Source organism: Bacteroides salyersiae WAL 10018 = DSM 18765 = JCM 12988, assembly GCF_000381365.1.
GTDB classification, from domain to species: domain Bacteria; phylum Bacteroidota; class Bacteroidia; order Bacteroidales; family Bacteroidaceae; genus Bacteroides; species Bacteroides salyersiae.
In genome coordinates, this window is the sequence record NZ_KB905467.1 from 179604 (window position 1) to 198450 (window position 18847).

Here is an 18847-nt window from a genome sequence, read left to right on the forward strand (position 1 = left end):
GTAATAGTGAAAGTTTTTGTATCCTTGTCAATATTTGCTTCTTCTCCATTCCCGAAGTCCATAGACGGTGTAGTTGATACTATTTCCAGTTCAGGTAACCATGGTTCTACATTGAATGTAATATTCAATACAGATTCGGAAGTTGTTAATACCAGTGTGTATTTACCGGCAGGCAATCTTTCTCCTTCTCTGTTCAGAGTCAGAACATTATCTGCATATGATACAGTCAGTACCTGATCATTCACCAATTCGTCTTCAAACTTTAATGTGGCAGAGATGTTGTCTTTCTCTACGATATTACGGTTGAATGTAATAGTGAAAGTTTTTGTGTCCTTGTCAATATTTGCTTCTTCTCCATTCCCGAAGTCCATAGACGGTGTAGTTGATACTATTTCAAGGCTGGAGAGCCATGGGGAGATGATAAAGTTCTTCCAATAGTTAGCTTCTTTATAAGCATTGACAGATGTTTCTGGAACAAAAATTATACAGGTTTCCGGTACATTGGTAAATGTGTTACTACTCGCTGTCGGCACAGATTCAGATTTGATATAGATGCATTCTAAGGCGGAACAACCATTGAATGTATAGGTTGCAAGGGATGTAATTATACCATTTGCTACTACTTTCTTCAATTGAGAATTGTTACGGAATAAACTGCTTTCAAGTTTAGTGATACCGCTTCCTAAAGTTACTTCTTCCAGAGAGGAACAATTATAGAAAGCAGAACCTCCTAAAGATGTTATGTTGTCGGAAAGAACGGCAGATGTTAATCCCTTACAGCCATAAAATGCATTTGCACCAATAGTAGTAATTGCATTTGTGATGGGGAGTATCTTTAGTCCTTGACAATTATAGAATGCATAACTACCTATACTCGTGATTTTTTCTGAAAGCTCGACTTTTTCCAGATTAGAGCATCCATAAAATGTATAGTTGGATAATGTAGTTATTCCTGAACCTATCTTTGCATGAGTTATTCCGGTACAGTTTTGGAATACATAGGTTCCTAATGATATAATTTGGTCAGGTACTTCTATTGATGTTAGTTTGGTACACCCTTTAAATGCATAATTATTAATTTGAGTGATATTAGCGGTTAAAGGAAGTGCAGCTAAAGATGTACAATTTTGGAATGCATATTGTCCAATTGATGTAATGTTCTCAGATAACACAATTGTTGCTAATTTGGAGCAATTATTGAAAGTATAATTAGGAACACTGAAAACTCCGGTACCAAGTGTTGCGGATAAAAGTTCCGTGCAGCCGTCGAAAATGCTGGTGCCCATATCGGTTACACTATTGGGTACTGTTACTGATGTAATAGCTTTGCAGCTTTTGAATGCTCCGTTTCCCAATGTTGTAATGTTTTCGTTTAAGGGGATGTCTTTCAATATAGAACATGAAGCGAAAGCGCTTGCTCCTATTTCTGTTACTGAAGGACATTCGATATTACTTAGCGATGAACATGAATTGAAAGTATAATCTTCAATTTTAGTAATGCCAGTACCGAGAACTACTGAACTTAAATTTTTGCAGTTGCTGAATGCATAACTTCCTAAACTGGTAACACTATTAGGAATATTCAGACTTTCTACCGAAACTCCATAAAATGCCCGGCTACCGATTGTTTGTAGACCGTTATTAAATTCGATACTATTTAACGGACAACCATAGAAAGCCCAATCGCCAATAATTTTGGTTGTAGAGGGTAGGGTGAGCGAGGGTAATTGTGTATTTGAGAATGCCCGTTCACCGATTGTTTCAAGAGATGTACCGAATGTTACAGTCGTTAGTTTTTTGCAATCTCCAAAAGCGTAATTTCCGATGGACACAAGTCCGTTTCCGAATGAAACGGATGTTAGAGCTTCGCATTTGTTGAACGCATAGTTACCGAGAGTAGTTACTTTATCAGGTATTGTCAGTGTATTTATTTTGGTACATCCTTCAAATGCATAGTTCCCAATAGTCATTGATGATAATTCCAATGTGGATTGGTTTAATTTTTCTTCCTCAAAAGTAATGGAAGAAAGCTCAGTACAACCTGAGAATGCATAGTTTCCGATAGAAGTAAGATTATTAGGGAAAGTTATCGATGTTAATGCTGTACAGCCGTTGAATGCTACGTCTCCGATAGAGTTGATATGACCTAATTCTACATTGATTAATGATGAACATCCGTTGAATGAACGAACCCCTATCTTTTGAAGTGAGGATGGCAATATGATATTTTTTAGTGTACTACATCCAAGGAAAGTAGAATCGCCTAACTCTGTTATTGAGTTTCCTAAAATAACAGAAGATAGTTTTTCGCAATTCTTAAATGTTGAAGAACCGATGGTTTCTACATTGTCAGGGAGAATGATGTCTGTTAATGCTATACAATTTTCAAAAGCTGCTCGTCCGATACTTTTTAATTTATCATTTACAGTAATGGATGTAAGGGCAGAACATCCACTAAAGGTTTCATCTCCGATTTGTTCTACTTCGTTAGGCAATATAATTGATGATAATGCTGTGCAACCGCTGAAAGCTTTTTCTCCTAAAGTAGTCAGATTGTCCGGAAGGATTATAGAAGTTAATTTGTTGCATCCTTTAAAAGCCATATTATCAATGCCTATGATGGAGTAATCACTACCATTAAGTTTGATCGTAGAAGGAATTGTCAGTAATCCGGAATAGGTTATATATGAATCATCATAGGTGACTATTGCGGTATTAGGTTCGCTTCCAGGAATAGCAGTTATGTTTTTATTTCCTACAGTCAAAGTTACGGTATCAGTGGAGATTTCATCAAGGATATTCTTAACAATGCAATAGTAAGAACCTGCATCTTCAACTGTAACTGACGGAATTGTGTAATGAGGAGTTTTTGCATCAGGTATTGCTATTTCATTTTTATACCATTGATAAACAAGAGTATCTCCTTTAAATTCGGGAGCAAAGGTTGCTGATTCACCAGGTGAAACAACAATACTTTCAGGTTGAATTTTTATTGATGGTGCTGTGGGGCCGTTTTTAGCAGCAGGGGCCATTTCTTTCCATGGTTGAGAACTCATGTTAACAGCAAAATTCCATCCATCCCAACAACCGTCTGTTAATTTTCTGCCTGTGGCGCCTACACCACTATAGCCCCAGGCACTTTCATCTGAACTTTTTAGCCAATAAGACCAATATCCTTGATACCAGCCTGATTGCCAATAATCTTCTGGGTCAAGGCAAGTGAAACCGTCATATCCATAACCTCCGGTGAATATTACGCCCTCTTCGTCCGGATAGTAAATTTTTCCATCTTTTTGAACGGCAAAGTCGCCACTTTTGTTAACATCATATCCGAGACCTGCAATTGTGGAACCATATGCTGTTCCGGTTTCTGTCATACAGAAAAAACGTGGATCAGCAGCTGCAATATCTCTGATCATTTTCTCTCCTGTAGCTTCACCATCCCAACGATATCCCCATACTAAAGCATTAGTTTCTCCTTCTGCATTCCATTGGATAGCTAATGCGGCTTTATTTTCACCTTCGCCAGTCCAATTTTCAATCATTTCCATTGTAAAAGTACCTTCTGCAATAGCTTTCATTGGTACTAACTGTTTTGCGACAGGGTGAGGTTGACCCTGTACTGAAACTTGGGCAGAAACCTGCCATGTGACAAACAGTAAAAGAATTAAAGAGTAAATTTTTCTCATTTTATCATAGTTTAATATTAAAATAAAAATGTTTCTTTTGTTCAAGATTTACAGGCGTAAGAATTTATCACATAGGTTATAATCTAAAAACAATATTCCGATTATTTGTTGCTTTATTTATACCTCGTAAGTTTTTACTGCTTTGTGCCTCCACAGGCAAAAGCAAACTACACATTCCTACTACACATAGGAAACGTTGGAACATAGTTTTTCCCATTAATATTTCTATTTGATAGTTACTTTTCCATCAAATAGCTTCAAAGAGTACCAATATGTATGAATAACCTTTTCTGTACACAACTTTTTGTGTACAAATCAGTGGATTCATAGCTCGTCCTCGAAAGCTATTGAACATGTTGCATGGCAGGTCTTCTGACTCGTTTCCGTGAATAAACGCCTTCCCAATCGGCTTAGAAGCCTCTCAGTGGCATGAGGTAGTGTTCATCACGCTTTTATGAAACATACAGCAACGGGACTGTTCAGGATTCTCACCTGATTCCCTTTTAATCATTTTTCTGAATGCTTGGGAAAAATGAACCAATGCGCGGCAAAGTTAGAAATTTATTAAGTAATAGAGAGAAAAAAACAGATATTTTTTTAATAGATGTATGCGACAGTAATGTTTGGTAGTTATTCTGTTGATTTGAAAACAGAGTAACTATCAAACATGAAAGTACAGAATACCTTATTCTGTTTCAACTTATTGGAACGAATCGTTCCATCTAATTGAAACTCATGGTTCCATCTAATTGAAACTCATGGTTCCATCTAATTGAAACGAATGGTTTTATTATGTTGGAACGGATCGTTTCAAGCTATTTGAAACTGATTGGCACTGTATACCTTTTTATTCACTGATTACTTTTCGGTATTCGGCTACTGCCATTTTGGCTGCAAGATGTGCATTGATAAGGTTAGAATGGGCTTGCGTCCACGAAAGTTGCGCCGAAAGCACATCTACCATACTTGCTTTTCCTTCATTATAAGAAAAAGTAGCCAGGTCGAGGTTCTCCTCTGCCAGTTCCATGGTTTCTTGTGCAGTGGTTACTTGATGTTCCGTTTCCGTCAATTTGGTGAGGGCGGCAGAAAGTTCTTCGTTGATATTATCTGTCACGTAGCTCTGCTGTAACTTTTGTATGCCTATATAAGCTTTTTGTTGGCGGTTGGCCTTGAAGCGTGCTCCCCAACGGAAGATGGGAATATTTACGTTCATGCCGAGAATGGGGGTGAAAGAGACATCGTAGCCCATATTGGGCGATGCCGTAGCCCAACCGCCGGTGAGGAACATGTTTATTTGAGGATTGTACTGGCTGAGGGCGGCTTTTCGTTGTGCTTCACTTTTCTGTATGTTGACTTCCGTACTTGCGTAGTCGGCGCGGCGTTGTAATACGTCATCCAGGTTCATAAGCGTTACCGGTTCGCAGATCACTCCGATGGCACACAGGCTGTCTACTGGTGCATTCGGATCTTCGCCCATTAATATGTTCAGTTTCTGCAATGCTAACGTATAATTCTGACGCGCTTTGATGTATTGTAGCTCGGCTTCCTTTTTACGGGTAGAGATCATTAACAGGTCTGTACGGCTGATCATGCCGTCATTGAAACGGTCTTGTATGATGTCGAACTGTTGTTTTACTATTTCTTCATACCGGGCGGCGGCTTCCAGCATGGCACGACTGGCAGCAGCGTTCCAATATACGGCATCGCTCTGATAGTGTATCTGATCCAAAGTGAGTTCCGCATTCAGCCTGTCTAATTTTTCATCCGCTTGCGCTATTTTGTTTTGGGCCCGTAAGGCGCCACCGGTATACAATGGCTGTGCCACAACAAATACCCCCTGATAAGTATGGTTACGGTATTGTCCTGCCGGACCGTCCCATGCATCCATTTCTTTCAGATTCAAGGTGCCTTCGCCTGTAATATCCACTTGTGGCAGGAATCCGGTAAAAGCAATTTTGCGTCCTTCCATGCTTGCCACGCTTTTCAACTGTTGTTGCTTTAGTATCTGGCTATAGTTTTCCACCCGGTCGCGATAGGCTTCACGACTGAGATGTGCCTGCTGTGCTGTGGCATCTATTCCGTAGCACAGCAGTGCAAGTATTAATATCTGAATTCTCATCATCTTAATGTCTATTTATCATTTCTATTTTATTATTTATTCTCATTGTCTGTCATTCCGTTTTGTGCAGGAAGGTCTCCTTTTATTCTGTGAATAGCGCAATAGGCTACCGGAAGTACAAATAATGTCAAAGCCGAGGCTACGAGCAGGCCGCCCATAATAGTAGCTGCCATGCCGCCGAACATGGCATCGAACAGTAATGGCAACATACCCAGAATAGTGGTTCCCGATGCCATTGCTACCGGGACGATACGGCTGACGGTAGCACTGACTACCGCATCCAACGGTGCTTTTCCGGATTTTGTTTCAATATCGATCTGATCGACCAGCACGATGGCATTTTTAATGTTCATGCCGATCAATCCCAGTAAACCGAGAATGGCGAAGAAGTCGAAGGACTTGCCGAGCAGTAATAATCCAAGCACGATACCGATGAAGATAAGCGGCAGCATTAATAAAATGACGATCGGCTTGCGGTAGGTCTTGAACAATAACAGCAATACGGTGAACATCAGGAAGAATGTCAACGGCATGTTTTTGGCTAATGCTTCGTTGGATTCTACTTGGCTTTCCTGTTCTCCGAAATATTTCATGGTGTAGCCTTCGGGCACTTGTATCTCTTTTTGCACCTGCGACCATACTTGGTTGAAGGCAGCAATGGCGTTTATTCCGCGTCGAGGATCGCATTGGGCCATCATTACCATCTGACGGTTATAGTCCTTCACATTCGAGAAGCGGTATTGAAAATCAAAATCCGATACTACTTGCTCCAGACTGGTGGTTTCCGTGCCGGTTCCGAATACGGGTAGTGTGCGCAGGTCGTTTATTTTGAACGAGTCGATTACTGTATTTCCTTTCAGCAGGATAGGTAATACCTGGTCGCCTTTGCGATATTCACCCAAAGTCATGCCATTGGTGCCGATCTGGATGCTTTGTGCCATTCCTTGACGGGATACTCCCAATGGTTGTGCGCGTTCCGGGCTGTATATCGGTTTCCATACCGGAATCTTGTTTCCCCAAGAATTGCGTATGTTGATCAGATCGGGATTGCGGTGCATTATTTCCAGAGCTTTGCTGGTGAGCATTACCAGCGTATCGACATTGTTGCCGATAAAACCGATTTCGATAGCGGCATCTACGGCGGGCGATAATTTGAAAAGACTGGTACGCGTAATGGCATTCGGATAGTTCGCTTTCATGTATGCATCGAAGTTTTCTTCTTGCGCTTTGGTGTATTTACTATCCTTAAGTTCTACCAGTATGTTGCAGAAATTGGGCTTCGGACCAACAGAGGTGGAGGCCAGATAGTAACGCAACGGAGTGCTTCCGAAGGTAATGGATACCTTGTCTACTTCCGGTTGTGCCAGTAGATGTGCTTCAACGGTTTTCATCTCTTTGGCCACTTCGTTGATGTTGTAACCATCGGGGTAGAAAATATCTGCACGGTAATAGGGTTTATCGAGAGAAGGGAAGAAGTTTTGAGGCATCATTCCCATTACTACCAATGAAATGATGAACAGAACCACCATAGAACCGATCGTCAGTACTTTCTTACGAATGAGCACATGCAGGACAGAGGCGAATTTATGATAGAAAGGTTTGTCATACGGGTCTTTGGCACCGGTGGTTGTTTTTGCTTTCAAGATGAAATTACCGAATGTGGTGGTTTGTGTCAATGCCAATATCCAGCTAAGTCCCAGTGAGATAGCAAGGACGATAAACAACGGCTTTACGATTTCTGCCACTGATGAGGGAGCCAGATATAGGGGAAGGAAAGAGCAGATGGCAATGAATGTAGCTCCTAATAGTCCCCATTGCGGACCGGTGGCTCCGTTGATGAGCGCTTTGCGACGGTCTATTCCTCGGGCAATGGCTATTTGTGCGTTGTCTGTCACTACGATGGCATTATCCACCAGCATACCCATGGCGATAATAAATCCGGCCAGGGAAGTCCGGTTTAATCCTACTCCGAAGAAAGACATGATAAGTAATGTGCCGCCGATAGAGAAGATCAGTGAGGAGCCGATGAGCAATCCCGCACGCAGTCCCATCACCAGCATGATAATCACGATCACGATAAGTATGGATTCTATCAGATTGATGATGAATCCGTTGTTTGCATCTTTGGCAATGACATTCTCCAGGTAGAGTGGTTCCAGTTGCATACCCACAGGCATCAGGGGTAGAAGTTCGGCCAGTTTGGTATCTACCATTTCTCCTGTTTGCACTACGTCGCGTTGTGGGTCGGTGGATACACCGATGCCGATAGCACGCTTTCCGTTGACGCGCATGATGGTGGAGGCTGGTTCCATATATCCTTCTTCAATGACGGCAATATCACCAAGCTTCACTTGTCCCGCTTTGGTGGTTATCACCTGATTGCGTATATCGTTTACAGTGCTGTACATTCCGTTGGCAACTACACGCAATTGTTGTTCGCCGGCTTGTATTTCTCCGGTGTTGATAATCTGGTTTTGAGATTGCAGCAAGGAAGCCAGTTGTTTAGGGTCGATACCCATACCTACCAGTTTGTTTACGGAAATAAAGATATTGATTACTTCTGTCTGTACACCGAAGAGGGCCACCTTCATGACACCGTTGGCAGTGACCACCTGTGTTTTAATGCGTTCTGCCCAGTCGCGCATCTCTTCATAGGTGAATCCGTCGTCGGCAGTCAGTCCATAGTAGATACCGAATACGTCACCGAAGTCATCGGATACCGTAGGAACGGATGCGCCATTGGGAAGTTGGGGTTGTATGTTGAGTACTTTTCGTCTTAGTTCGTCCCATTTCTGTGGAATAGAAGAGGCGGCCAAGGAAGGTTGCAACTCAAAGGTTATCTTTGAGATGCCATACATCGACTCGGATTTTATTTTATATACTCCGCTCATACTTTGTATCTCGCGTGAGATAGGTTCTGTAATGAGCCGTTCCACCTCAGCGGGTTCGGCTCCCGGATAGCGTGTCATGATGACCGCCGATTTAATGACGAAAGGTGCATCTTCTTTTTTTCCCAGATTGCTGAAAGAGAAAATCCCTCCGAGGAGCAACACTGCAAGGAAGAAATAAATTACCTTGGTATTATCTAATGAGTATTTTGCTAAATTCATATTATTCAGTAGTTATTATTTAGTAGTTAAGTAGTCAAGTAGTTAAGTAGTAAGTAGTTGGTAGTAAGTAGTTGGTAGTAAGTAGCTGGTAGTAGATAGTCGGTAGTAAGTAGTCAAGAATTTGTTTACCAGTTTAAAGTTTTACTTATTTTTTTATATGCTGCATAGCTACTTGCTACTTAACTACTTGACTACTTAACTACTTAATCGCTAATTCACAATTTTTACCGTTTCTCCCTCTACCAATTGGTTAACTCCCGCAATGATGACTTTTTCACCGGCCTTTAGTCCTTTGGTAATAAAGGCTTGTGCTTCTCCGGTGGGAGACATAACGCTCACTTCACGGCGGTTTACTTGATTGCCGTTCAATACCCAGACATACATTTTTTTTCCGTTACTTTTGCCAAATATGGCACTTAACGGAACTACAGTCATACTTTCTTCCAAGAAAGGACCTACATTGGCTGAGAATCGGATGCTACAAGTGAATCCCGGTTTTACATCGTATAAAGCACGGTTGAAGGCCGGGTCGTCAATGGTGATGGTCACCGGTATTCCTGTTCCGTCGGTAGATATATCCAAGTATTCCTCCAGCTTGGCATTGAAGGCTTGTCCTCTATAAGTATCGAATTCTACTTGGAACTTTTGATCGTTGGAACGCAGCAAATATAGATAAGCATCCGGAATTGTGAACTTGATACGTAACTTTTTAGTATTAACCAGTTGTACGATGCCTTCGCCGGAGTTTACGCGCTGATAATTTTCTACCAATCGCGTTTCGATAGAGCCGTCAAAAGGGGCGGTCAGCTTCGTATCACGCATATTGTTGGATGATAATTCGAATGCAGATTTAGCTTTCTGATAGTTCGATAGACTTATTTCATATTCTTGAAGTGAGATGGCCTGGCGTGCCAACAGGCGTTTGTTGCGTTCTACTTGGGCGGCAGCTGTCTCGTATGCCGATTTGTCCGCGGCATATTGCAACGCGATGTCTCTGGGATCGATGGCGGCAATCAGTTGCCCTTTCTTTACTTTTTCTCCTTCAATAACCGGTAGGTTGATGATTTGTCCACTCACGCGGAATGCGAGTTTTACATAATCTACAGCTTCTACAATGCCTGAAAAGTCTTTTTTAATTTCCGATCGTGATTCTACAATAGCTGTTTTGACAGGCCGGATAATAGCTTCTTTGTCCTCCTTCTTTTGCCCGCATGCAGTTAGAAACAAACTGAATGACAAGACAATTACATAGTTCTTATTCATACTTTTTATTGATTAAGAGTCGTTTGTCTTACTTATTGAGGTGCAAAGACATAAAGCTTGAAAACTTATAATGGTTTCCAAGTCTGCTTATTGAGAATAATTAGCGATTAATTTCTTCTAATAATTAACTCTTTACCCCTATTGGCATGATAAACAACTTCATAAACAAGTATGTTCAATTCATCTCCTTCTGTCATAGAGATTTTTATTTCGTTTTTTCCGATCTCTACCTGTAGTGTACATCCACGGAAATTTATTTTGAATGTGTATTTATTCCACTTGTCGGGAATGATGGGGTTAAAGCAAAGCATATTGTTTTTTACCTGCATTCCGGAGAAGCCGTGAACGATGGCAAGCCAACTGCCTGCCATACTGGTGATGTGCAGTCCTTGGTTAAGTTCATTGTTGTAGTCGTCGAGATCCAGTCGGGTAGCATGAAGAAAAAGGTTGTAGGCCTTGTTGATGTCACCTATCCGTGAAGCTAAGATAGAGTGTACATAGGGAGACAGTGAAGATTCATGCAATGTCCGTGGTTCATAAAACCGGAAGTTACGGCGCACGGTTTCATCATCAAAATTAGTATAATACAGATACAATCCCAGTAAAACGTCGCTTTGCTTGATATAACAGGAACGTAAAATACGATCCCATGACCAGTGTTGATTGACGGGGCGCTCTTCCGACGGAATATCGTCTATGGTTTTCAGCTCTTTGTCGAGATAACCGTCGTTTTGTACAAATATTCCTAATTCTTTGTCTTCCGGCAGATACATTCTGTCTATGATCTCTTGCCAATAAGAAGTTTCGGCATATTGAAAATCGGTAATCCTGCGGACACGTGCGTACTCGTCGGGATATTGATGAGCTACCAGTTCCAAAGATTCTATGGTAGATTTTAGGGTCTGTACACACGAGTAGTTGGTATACCAATTATTGTCTACATTGTTTTCATACTCATTGGGTCCGGTGACACCCAGTATCACGTATTTTTGCTTCGGTTGTGAAAAAGAGACGCGTTGACTCCAAAACCGGGAAATGGCTATCATCATTTCCAGTCCGTAGCGGGCAATGAAATCGTTATGACCTGTCATCACCGCGTATTGCATAATTTCATGTACGATGATGTTATTGCGATGTATCTCCTCGAAGGTAATTTCCCATTCGTTATGGCATTCTTCTCCGTTGAAGGTTACCATAGGATAGAGGGCCGCACCATTTTTGAAACCTAATTTCCGGGCATTCTCTATGGCTTTCGGGAGTTGGTTATAGCGGTAGAGCAGGAGGTTTTTGGCTGTTTCTTTCGGGCTGGAGAGCAGGAAGAAAGGGATACAGCAAAGTTCCGTATTCCATTGTGTGTTTCCTCCGTATTTTTCGCCCGTGAATCCTTTCGGTCCGATGTTGAGGCGGGGATCGTCTCCGCGATAGCTCTGGTTGAGTTGGAAGATATTGAATCGGATACCCTGCTGTGCTTCGGGGTCGCCGTCAATGGTTACGTCCATTTCATCCCAGATATTTTGCCATACTTCCCGGTGGTCTTGCAAGAGTTTTTCCCATCCTTGGCTCTTGGCATTTTTACTTTCGGTTACAGCCTGTTCCACAAGTTCCGAGCGGTCGTAATAGAGAGAGGAAAGGATAGCGGTATATTTGATGAGAGTGATCCGTTCACCGGGTTTTACATCGGCACCTGCACTAAAACCGGTCAGTTTTTCCTTTTCTATTTTTATGGGACTGGTGTTTATTTCTTTACTGTTTTTGAAGAGTTGATAAGTCAGGGCACAACAGACCTGTGAATCTTCCCGTTTGGTTTGTGTCCATAGATAGGCATGTTCGTTGGTTGTTTCCGCACGGAGTATGTTCCACATTTTTTCATTGAAATTGGATGTCTCGTGTTTTACATCTCCATTGATATAAGGAACGATTGAAACTTTGCCTTCATAATTTACGGAAGTCACGCTATATTTGATAAGGCATAAATTTTGATTAGCCATGCTGTTGATGTGCTCCACATGTATTTTCAATGTGTTTCCTTTGGGAGAGGTCACTTCAAAGTCACGATAGGAAATACCCTCTTTCATGTCGAGCTTTCGTTCGAATTGCTTTATGTCCCATTGCGAAAGGTCTACTTCTTCATCGATCAGCCTTAAATAAATTCCACTCCAGTCGGGAGCGTTCGGAATACGCGAAAAGAAATGTGGATATCCGTTTTTCCACCATCCCACTCTTGTACGGTCTAAAAAGCTGATGCCTGCCACATAAGAACCTTGTAGACTGTCACTACTATAAGTTTCTTCAAAATTACCCCGTTGTCCGAATCTTCCGTTTCCTAAGCTGAATATACTTTCCGAAGCACGTAGTTTATCTGCGTGAAACCCTTCTTCTATGATATTCCATTCGTCGGTCTTGAGAAATTTTTTCATGGCATTCTATCTCTAATAATTATGTTGGTGCGGGAAAGATACAAAAAATGTATTAGAATAGCGTGCCGAAGATCGAAATCTTATTATATATTTTACTTTATATACTACAAAGGGCATGAAGATTGCGGTTAAAATATGCCCCTTCATGCCCTTTGTAGTATATATAGCGCTTCTTTATGAATTTTTATTCTTCATGGTGTGCTATGGTTTCTTTAATGAAAAATACACAAATGGCGCCTGCAATGAGCAAGATACCTGCCAATACAAGCATGTTTACCTGATGGCCTCCCACCAGATGTAATAAACCGCCTCCGACGACTGCTGCCACAATTTGCGGTATACAGATCGTTCCATTGAATAATCCCAAGTAGGCTCCCATGTTTTTACCGGATATTGAATTTGTCAGGATAGTGAAGGGCATTGCTAACATAGCGGCCCAGGCACATCCGATAAGTAGATAGGATATGAATAGTAAATATTGGTCGGTGAAGAAGAGAGTGGATATGAAACCGATTCCACCGAGTACCAAGCTGATGGAGTAAGCTATTTTGCGTACTTTGAACAAAGGTAAAATAACGGCCCATATCACGGAGCCGATTGCTTGTACTGCAAACAATACGCCTACCCAGTTGCCTGCCGCCTGATAACCTTCGGCTTGCACATCGGTGGTATTCCATACCGTGTCGGCTATTGCACCGTTCGTATAAGTCCACATATACATAAATGCCGCCCAACAGAAGAATTGCACCAAACCGACTGTCCAAAATACTTTCGGGGCATGTTTCAGTAGATGAAGGAAATTGCTTTTCTCTTTCTTTTCATCAGCTGTGATACCGTGGAATTCTTCAAATTCTTTCGGGGGCATTTCTTTTACTTTCACCGTAGTATAAATGACGCAGAGAATCAGGATGGCCGCTCCGATGTAAAACGAATAGATCACAGAATCGGGAACTGTTCCTTTGTCGGCTATATTGCTGATACCTATCCAGGTAAAGATAAACGGAAACAGATAGCCTACGAGACTGCCCGCATTGCACAGGAAGCTTTGGATGGAGTAGGCGAGTCCTTTTTGCTTTTCGTTGACCATATCTCCTACAAGCATTTTGAAAGGCTGCATGGCCATATTTATGGAAGTATCCAAGAACATGAGCGATACTAATCCGAAAATCATGGCTGTGCTTACTGCCATTCCAAAACTTCCGGCATTAGGTAGCAGGCACATCACTAATACGGCAATCAGCGAACCTACGAATAAATAAGGAATACGTCGTCCGAAACGTGTCCATGTTTTATCGCTGGCCGAACCGATGATCGGTTGTATGATGATACCTGCCAACGGAGGCAAAATCCAAAAATAACTGAGACTGTGAGGATCGGCTCCCAATGTGGCAAAGATACGACTGATATTAGCACTTTGCAGGGCATAGGCAATTTGTACGCCGAAGAATCCGAAGCTGATGTTCCACAACTTCCAAAAACTTAAATCAGGTTTTATTTTCATGGTAGTAATAATGTGCCAATATTCCGATGTGCAAATATGCCAATTGAGATACGGCACTCTCTTTTATTAGTTAATTATTTTATTTTCTCATTCTTTCATTTTTCTCATTTTCTCCAATTGGCACATTAGTACATTGGCATATTGGCACATTATTTTGTCGTTCCCCGTACTACCAGATTGGTTCTTACAATTTTATTTGTACTTTTTGAGTTGGGATTATCCTCTATTTTATCGATAAGGATATGGATAGCGCTTTTTCCAACTTCTTCTCCATGTTGTTCTATGGTGGTCAGCTTGGGATCAGTGCTTTGTGCAATGGCTCCGTCGGTAAACCCACAAATCGATACTTCATCAGGAACCTTCAATCCTACCAGTTTGCAGGAGTATAAGATACCCGAAGCCGTTTCGTCATTAATGGCAAAAAAACCGTCCGGGCGGTCTTCTCTTTCCAGTAAGTCGGGAGTGATGGCAATAGCCTGTTCACGCGTATCACAAAGTTTGATCATACTTTCATCTACCGGGATTTTGTACTTCTTCATGGCGTCTAAGTATCCGTTTCTCCGGTTCTTGGATATTTCGAGATGGGGTGCGGCGCTATAAAAGAAGATACGTTTACAGCCGGTCTGTATCATGTACTCTACGGCAGAAAACGAACCGGCATAATCGTCTACTACTACCCGTTCGGTGTTAATGCCCGTACAAATCCGGTCGTAGAAAACGATCGGGATATTATTATCGAGTAATTCTTGATAATGATCATATTGGGATGTATCTTTGGCAAGTGAAGTAATCACTCCGCAAACCCTTGCTGCAAGGAAAGAATGGACTATCTTTACTTCCTGCTCGTATTTTTCGTTGCTTTGTGCCACGAGGATGTTGTATCCTGCCTGGGAAGCCGTTTCTTCAATGCCGCTTAATACACAGGAAAAGAAGTGGTGCACTAATTGCGGAATAATGACTCCAATTGTATTGGAACGGCTTGTACGCAAGTTTAATGCCAATGCGTTGGGCTTATAATTATGTTCGCGCGCGTACTTATGTATTGCTTCTCTTGTCTCTTGACTGATATCCGGATTATCCTTCAATGCCCTTGAGACGGTGGAAGGTGATACCCCTAATTCGCGGGCGATGTCTTTGATGGTAATTTGCGGTTTACTCATTTGTATCTATTAGTTTCAGTCAAAGGTAATTAAATTCAAGATGCGCGCCAAGTGAATATTCTCTAAGCTTTGTTCTCAGATTACAAAAATAGTGCAATTGATAATAAACTTTCTGTTCGCTGGTCATTTCTGTGATAGAATAAAGTGCAAACGTTTGCATATGCGTGGGTAGTTTTTGATTATAAAATCAAAAGTCTCGGTTATAGATTATAAATAAGGGAATAGAAGTTTTTTATTTGGCTTATAGCCGATTAAACAATTTTTTTTCTTTGAAAATCTCCTCTAATTTGATAAAGACTGACAGGCTATTTGTTCACTCCACAATGTCGGATTGCTGTTTATTGCAGTGCAAACGATTGCGTAGTTGCAAGTGCCGTTTTTCATCTTTTCTCATTCTTTTCGTGGTTAATAGCCCTATTTTTGTTTCGTCGTTAAAAGGGAGTTGGCGTTACATTCCTGTTTCGATTAAGAGAAAATTATATTAATTTATATTGTTAACTTTAACTTATTAAATGCATGAAGCAAGTTAATCTTAGAATCTATCAAACGATTCTGCCCTTGTTATTCGGGCTTTTCTTGTCATTAGGCGCTTTTGCACAGCAGGTCTCTGTTAAGGGGCATGTGAAAGATGCAACAGGTGAACCTGTCATTGGTGCAAATGTGTTAGTAAAAGGAACTACCAACGGTGCCATTACCGATTTGGATGGTAACTTTGTTTTGAATGCTCCTCAAAACTCTACTATTGTTGTATCTTTTATCGGTTATAAAACTGTAGAGGTGAAAGCTGCTTCCTCAGTGGTAGTTACCCTTGAAGATGATTCACAAGTGCTGGATGCAGTTGTGGTAATTGGCTATGGTACGGTGAAGAAAAACGATGCAACAGGTTCGGTGACAGCTATTAAACCGGATAAGATCAGTAAGGGTATGACTACGAATGCACAAGACATGATGACGGGTAAGATTGCCGGTGTCAGTGTGATTTCCAATGATGGTACACCGGGTGGCGGCGCTACGATTCGTGTACGTGGAGGTTCTTCTCTGAATGCCAGTAACGATCCGTTGATTGTTATTGACGGATTGGCAATGGATAATGATGGAGTAAAAGGACTTTCAAATCCTTTGTCCATGGTAAACCCGAATGATATTGAGACATTTACAGTCTTGAAAGATGCTTCGGCTACTGCTATTTACGGTTCGCGTGCATCTAATGGTGTAATCATCATTACTACCAAGAAAGGTGCTGCCGGATCAGCTCCCAAAGTTTCTTATGATGGAAATGTGTCTTTCGGTATCAGACGCAATTCGCTGGATGTGATGAGTGGTGATGAATTCCGTGAATATCTGTCGGGTGTATATGGTGGAACGGATAAGATCCCTTCACCGGGTTTAGGCACGGAAAATACCGATTGGCAAGATCAGATTTATCGTACAGCTATAAGCCATGACCATAATGTGACGGTTTCCGGTGGATTGAAGCATATGCCTTATCGCGTATCATTAGGGTATACCAATCAGGAAGGTATTGTGAAAACTTCTAATTTTGAGCGTTTTACTGCCAGTGTGAATGTGGCTCCTTCATTTTTCAATGATTATCTGAAATTTAATGTGAATGCCAAAGCAATGGTGGCTAAAAACCGCTATGCCGATGGTGGTGCGATCGGAGCTGCTGTAGCGATGGATCCTACACAGCCGGTGTATGGCGATGGCGAAAAATTTGATACATTCGGTGGTTTTTGGCAGGCTATCCCCACTCAGGAGGAAGGCAGTCTTCCCTATGGTGACCCTAATTGGCTGTATACTAAAAATGCAAATGCCACTCAGAACCCGTTGGCATTGCTTGAACTGAAAGATGACCGGTCGAAAAGTAAGAGTTTCGTAGGAAATCTGGAGGCTGATTATAAGTTCCATTTCTTCCCTGATATGCGTATTCATGCCAATGTCGGTGCCGACTATTCGGAAGGACGTCAGAATACCGTTATCTCTCCGTATTCTTATTCTAATCATTACTTTGGATGGGATGGCTCGGAATATAGCTATAAATACAATCTCTCCGGAAATGTTTACTTGCAATATTCCAAGACATTGGAAAATCATTTTATTGATGTGATGGTAGGTGCCGAAGAACAACATTTTCACCGTACCGGCTATTCTGTAGGACAGGGTACCCGCCAGGATAATGGTGAGGCTTACAATCCTACTCTTCGTAAGAACAGTGCATTTGGATATCACAGTACGCTGGTCTCTTTCTTCGGTCGTTTGAACTATACTTTATTGGACCGTTATCTGTTCGCTGCTACTTTCCGTCGCGATGGTACTTCCCGTTTTAGAGAACATTGGAGCAATTTCCCGTCGGTAGCTTTGGCTTGGAAGGTAAAGGAAGAAAAATTCCTGAAAGATGTAGATGTATTGTCTGACTTGAAAGTCCGTGTAGGTTGGGGTATTACCGGCCAACAGAATTTGGGAGATAATCTGGACTTCCCGTTTATGCCGCTTTATACGGCCAGCGGTAATGGTGCTTACTATCCGTTGGGTGATATTTATTATACAACTTCACGCCCGAAAGAATATAATAAGGACCTGAAATGGGAAGAAACCACCACTTACAATGCCGGTTTTGACTATGCTTTCCTGAACGGACGTATTTCGGGATCGATCGATTATTACTATCGGGAAACGAAAGACTTGATTAATACCGTAAAGATTGCCGCCGGAACGAATTTCAACTCACGTCTGATAAGTAACATCGGTTCGTTGAAAAACACCGGTCTTGAATTTACGATTAATGCTAAGCCGATTGTAACAAGAGATTTTACATGGGATTTGGGATATAACATTACTTGGAATAAAAATGAAATCACGAAACTGACAGGTGGTGATGATCCTGATTATTTTGTAGCAGCCGGCGGCATATCCAAAGGTACAGGTGCTAATATTCAGGCACAGAAAGTTGGTTATGCGATTAATTCATTCTATGTATATCAGCAGGTTTATGATAAAGACGGTAAGCCTATTGAAAATACATTTGTCGACCGTAATGGCGATGGTATCATCAATGCTTCCGATAAATATATTTATAAGAAACCTGCCGGTGATGTATTGATGGGTTTGACTTCGAAAATGATTTGGAAGCAGTGGGATTTCAGTTTCTCGTTGCGTGCGAGCTTAAATAACTATGTATATAATGATGTATTGGCTGCAAATGCAAGTATGGGTACTATCTTTTCTAATGGTGCCTTTAGCAATCGGCCGATTGCAGCTGTACAGTTAGGCTTTAGCGGTGAAGGTGATTACTATTATTCTGACTACTTTGTACAGAATGCTTCTTTCTTGCGTTGTGACAATATCTCTTTGGGATACTCTTTTAATAACTTATTTAAGAGCCCGGCATACGGGGGAATAAACGGACGTATTTATGCAACGGTACAGAATCCGTTTGTAATTACAAAATATGACGGACTTGACCCGGAAATAGGAACCGATAGTAATAAGAATATGGGTATTGACAATAATATCTATCCGCGTCCTACGACCTTCTTGCTCGGACTTAGTCTTCAGTTTTAATTAGTAACCTAAATAATTGATTATATT

8 protein-coding genes and 1 riboswitch are annotated in these 18847 nt (G+C 41.5%); of the genes, 1 reads left to right on the plus strand and 7 read right to left on the minus strand.

What is annotated here, in order from left to right; translation table 11 throughout:
- The 7 genes from HMPREF1532_RS20555 to HMPREF1532_RS12070 form a co-directional block, all read right to left on the minus strand.
- On the minus strand, positions 1-3581 hold a 3581-nt coding region (locus tag HMPREF1532_RS20555), incomplete at its 3' end, for a leucine-rich repeat protein (protein WP_167556084.1).
- Positions 3582-4034: 453 nt separating this feature from the next.
- A riboswitch (cobalamin riboswitch) is annotated at positions 4035-4247 on the minus strand.
- 289 nt (positions 4248-4536) lie between these two features.
- Entirely contained in the window at positions 4537-5811 is a 1275-nt protein-coding gene (locus HMPREF1532_RS12045; protein WP_005929741.1) for a TolC family protein, read from the minus strand.
- Between the two features lie 29 nt (positions 5812-5840).
- Positions 5841-8918 carry an efflux RND transporter permease subunit gene (locus HMPREF1532_RS12050; protein ID WP_005929743.1) on the minus strand — a complete coding sequence of 1026 codons (3078 nt, stop codon included), beginning with the start codon at positions 8916-8918 and terminating at the stop codon, positions 5841-5843.
- Positions 8919-9128: 210 nt separating this feature from the next.
- On the minus strand, positions 9129-10181 hold the full coding sequence (locus HMPREF1532_RS12055) for an efflux RND transporter periplasmic adaptor subunit (protein ID WP_005929745.1): 1053 nt from the start codon (positions 10179-10181) through the stop codon (positions 9129-9131).
- Positions 10182-10288: 107 nt separating this feature from the next.
- Positions 10289-12598, minus strand: a complete 2310-nt coding sequence (locus tag HMPREF1532_RS12060) for a family 65 glycosyl hydrolase domain-containing protein (RefSeq protein ID WP_005929747.1) — start codon at positions 12596-12598, stop codon at positions 10289-10291.
- Between the two features lie 184 nt (positions 12599-12782).
- Positions 12783-14099: an SLC45 family MFS transporter gene (locus HMPREF1532_RS12065; protein ID WP_025819518.1), complete on the minus strand. Its 1317-nt coding sequence runs from the start codon at positions 14097-14099 to the stop codon at positions 12783-12785.
- A 149-nt stretch (positions 14100-14248) separates the two neighbouring features.
- A complete protein-coding gene (locus HMPREF1532_RS12070; protein ID WP_005929752.1) occupies positions 14249-15259 on the minus strand; it encodes a LacI family DNA-binding transcriptional regulator in 1011 nt (336 codons plus the stop codon).
- A gap of 516 nt (positions 15260-15775) precedes the next feature.
- Between HMPREF1532_RS12070 and HMPREF1532_RS12075 the strand changes: the two genes are divergently transcribed.
- Positions 15776-18820, plus strand: coding sequence for a SusC/RagA family TonB-linked outer membrane protein (locus HMPREF1532_RS12075; RefSeq protein WP_005929756.1), 3045 nt, complete (start codon positions 15776-15778; stop codon positions 18818-18820).
- Positions 18821-18847 lie beyond the last annotated feature (27 nt).

Coding starts and splice junctions, on each gene's coding strand:
- HMPREF1532_RS12060 (WP_005929747.1), bottom strand. CDS start 12,598: ATGAAAAAATTTCTCAAGACCGACGAATGGAATATCATAGAAGAAGGG.
- HMPREF1532_RS12065 (WP_025819518.1), bottom strand. CDS start 14,099: ATGAAAATAAAACCTGATTTAAGTTTTTGGAAGTTGTGGAACATCAGC.
- HMPREF1532_RS12050 (WP_005929743.1), bottom strand. CDS start 8,918: ATGAATTTAGCAAAATACTCATTAGATAATACCAAGGTAATTTATTTC.
- HMPREF1532_RS12070 (WP_005929752.1), bottom strand. CDS start 15,259: ATGAGTAAACCGCAAATTACCATCAAAGACATCGCCCGCGAATTAGGG.
- HMPREF1532_RS12075 (WP_005929756.1), top strand. CDS start 15,776: ATGAAGCAAGTTAATCTTAGAATCTATCAAACGATTCTGCCCTTGTTA.
- HMPREF1532_RS12055 (WP_005929745.1), bottom strand. CDS start 10,181: ATGAATAAGAACTATGTAATTGTCTTGTCATTCAGTTTGTTTCTAACT.
- HMPREF1532_RS12045 (WP_005929741.1), bottom strand. CDS start 5,811: ATGATGAGAATTCAGATATTAATACTTGCACTGCTGTGCTACGGAATA.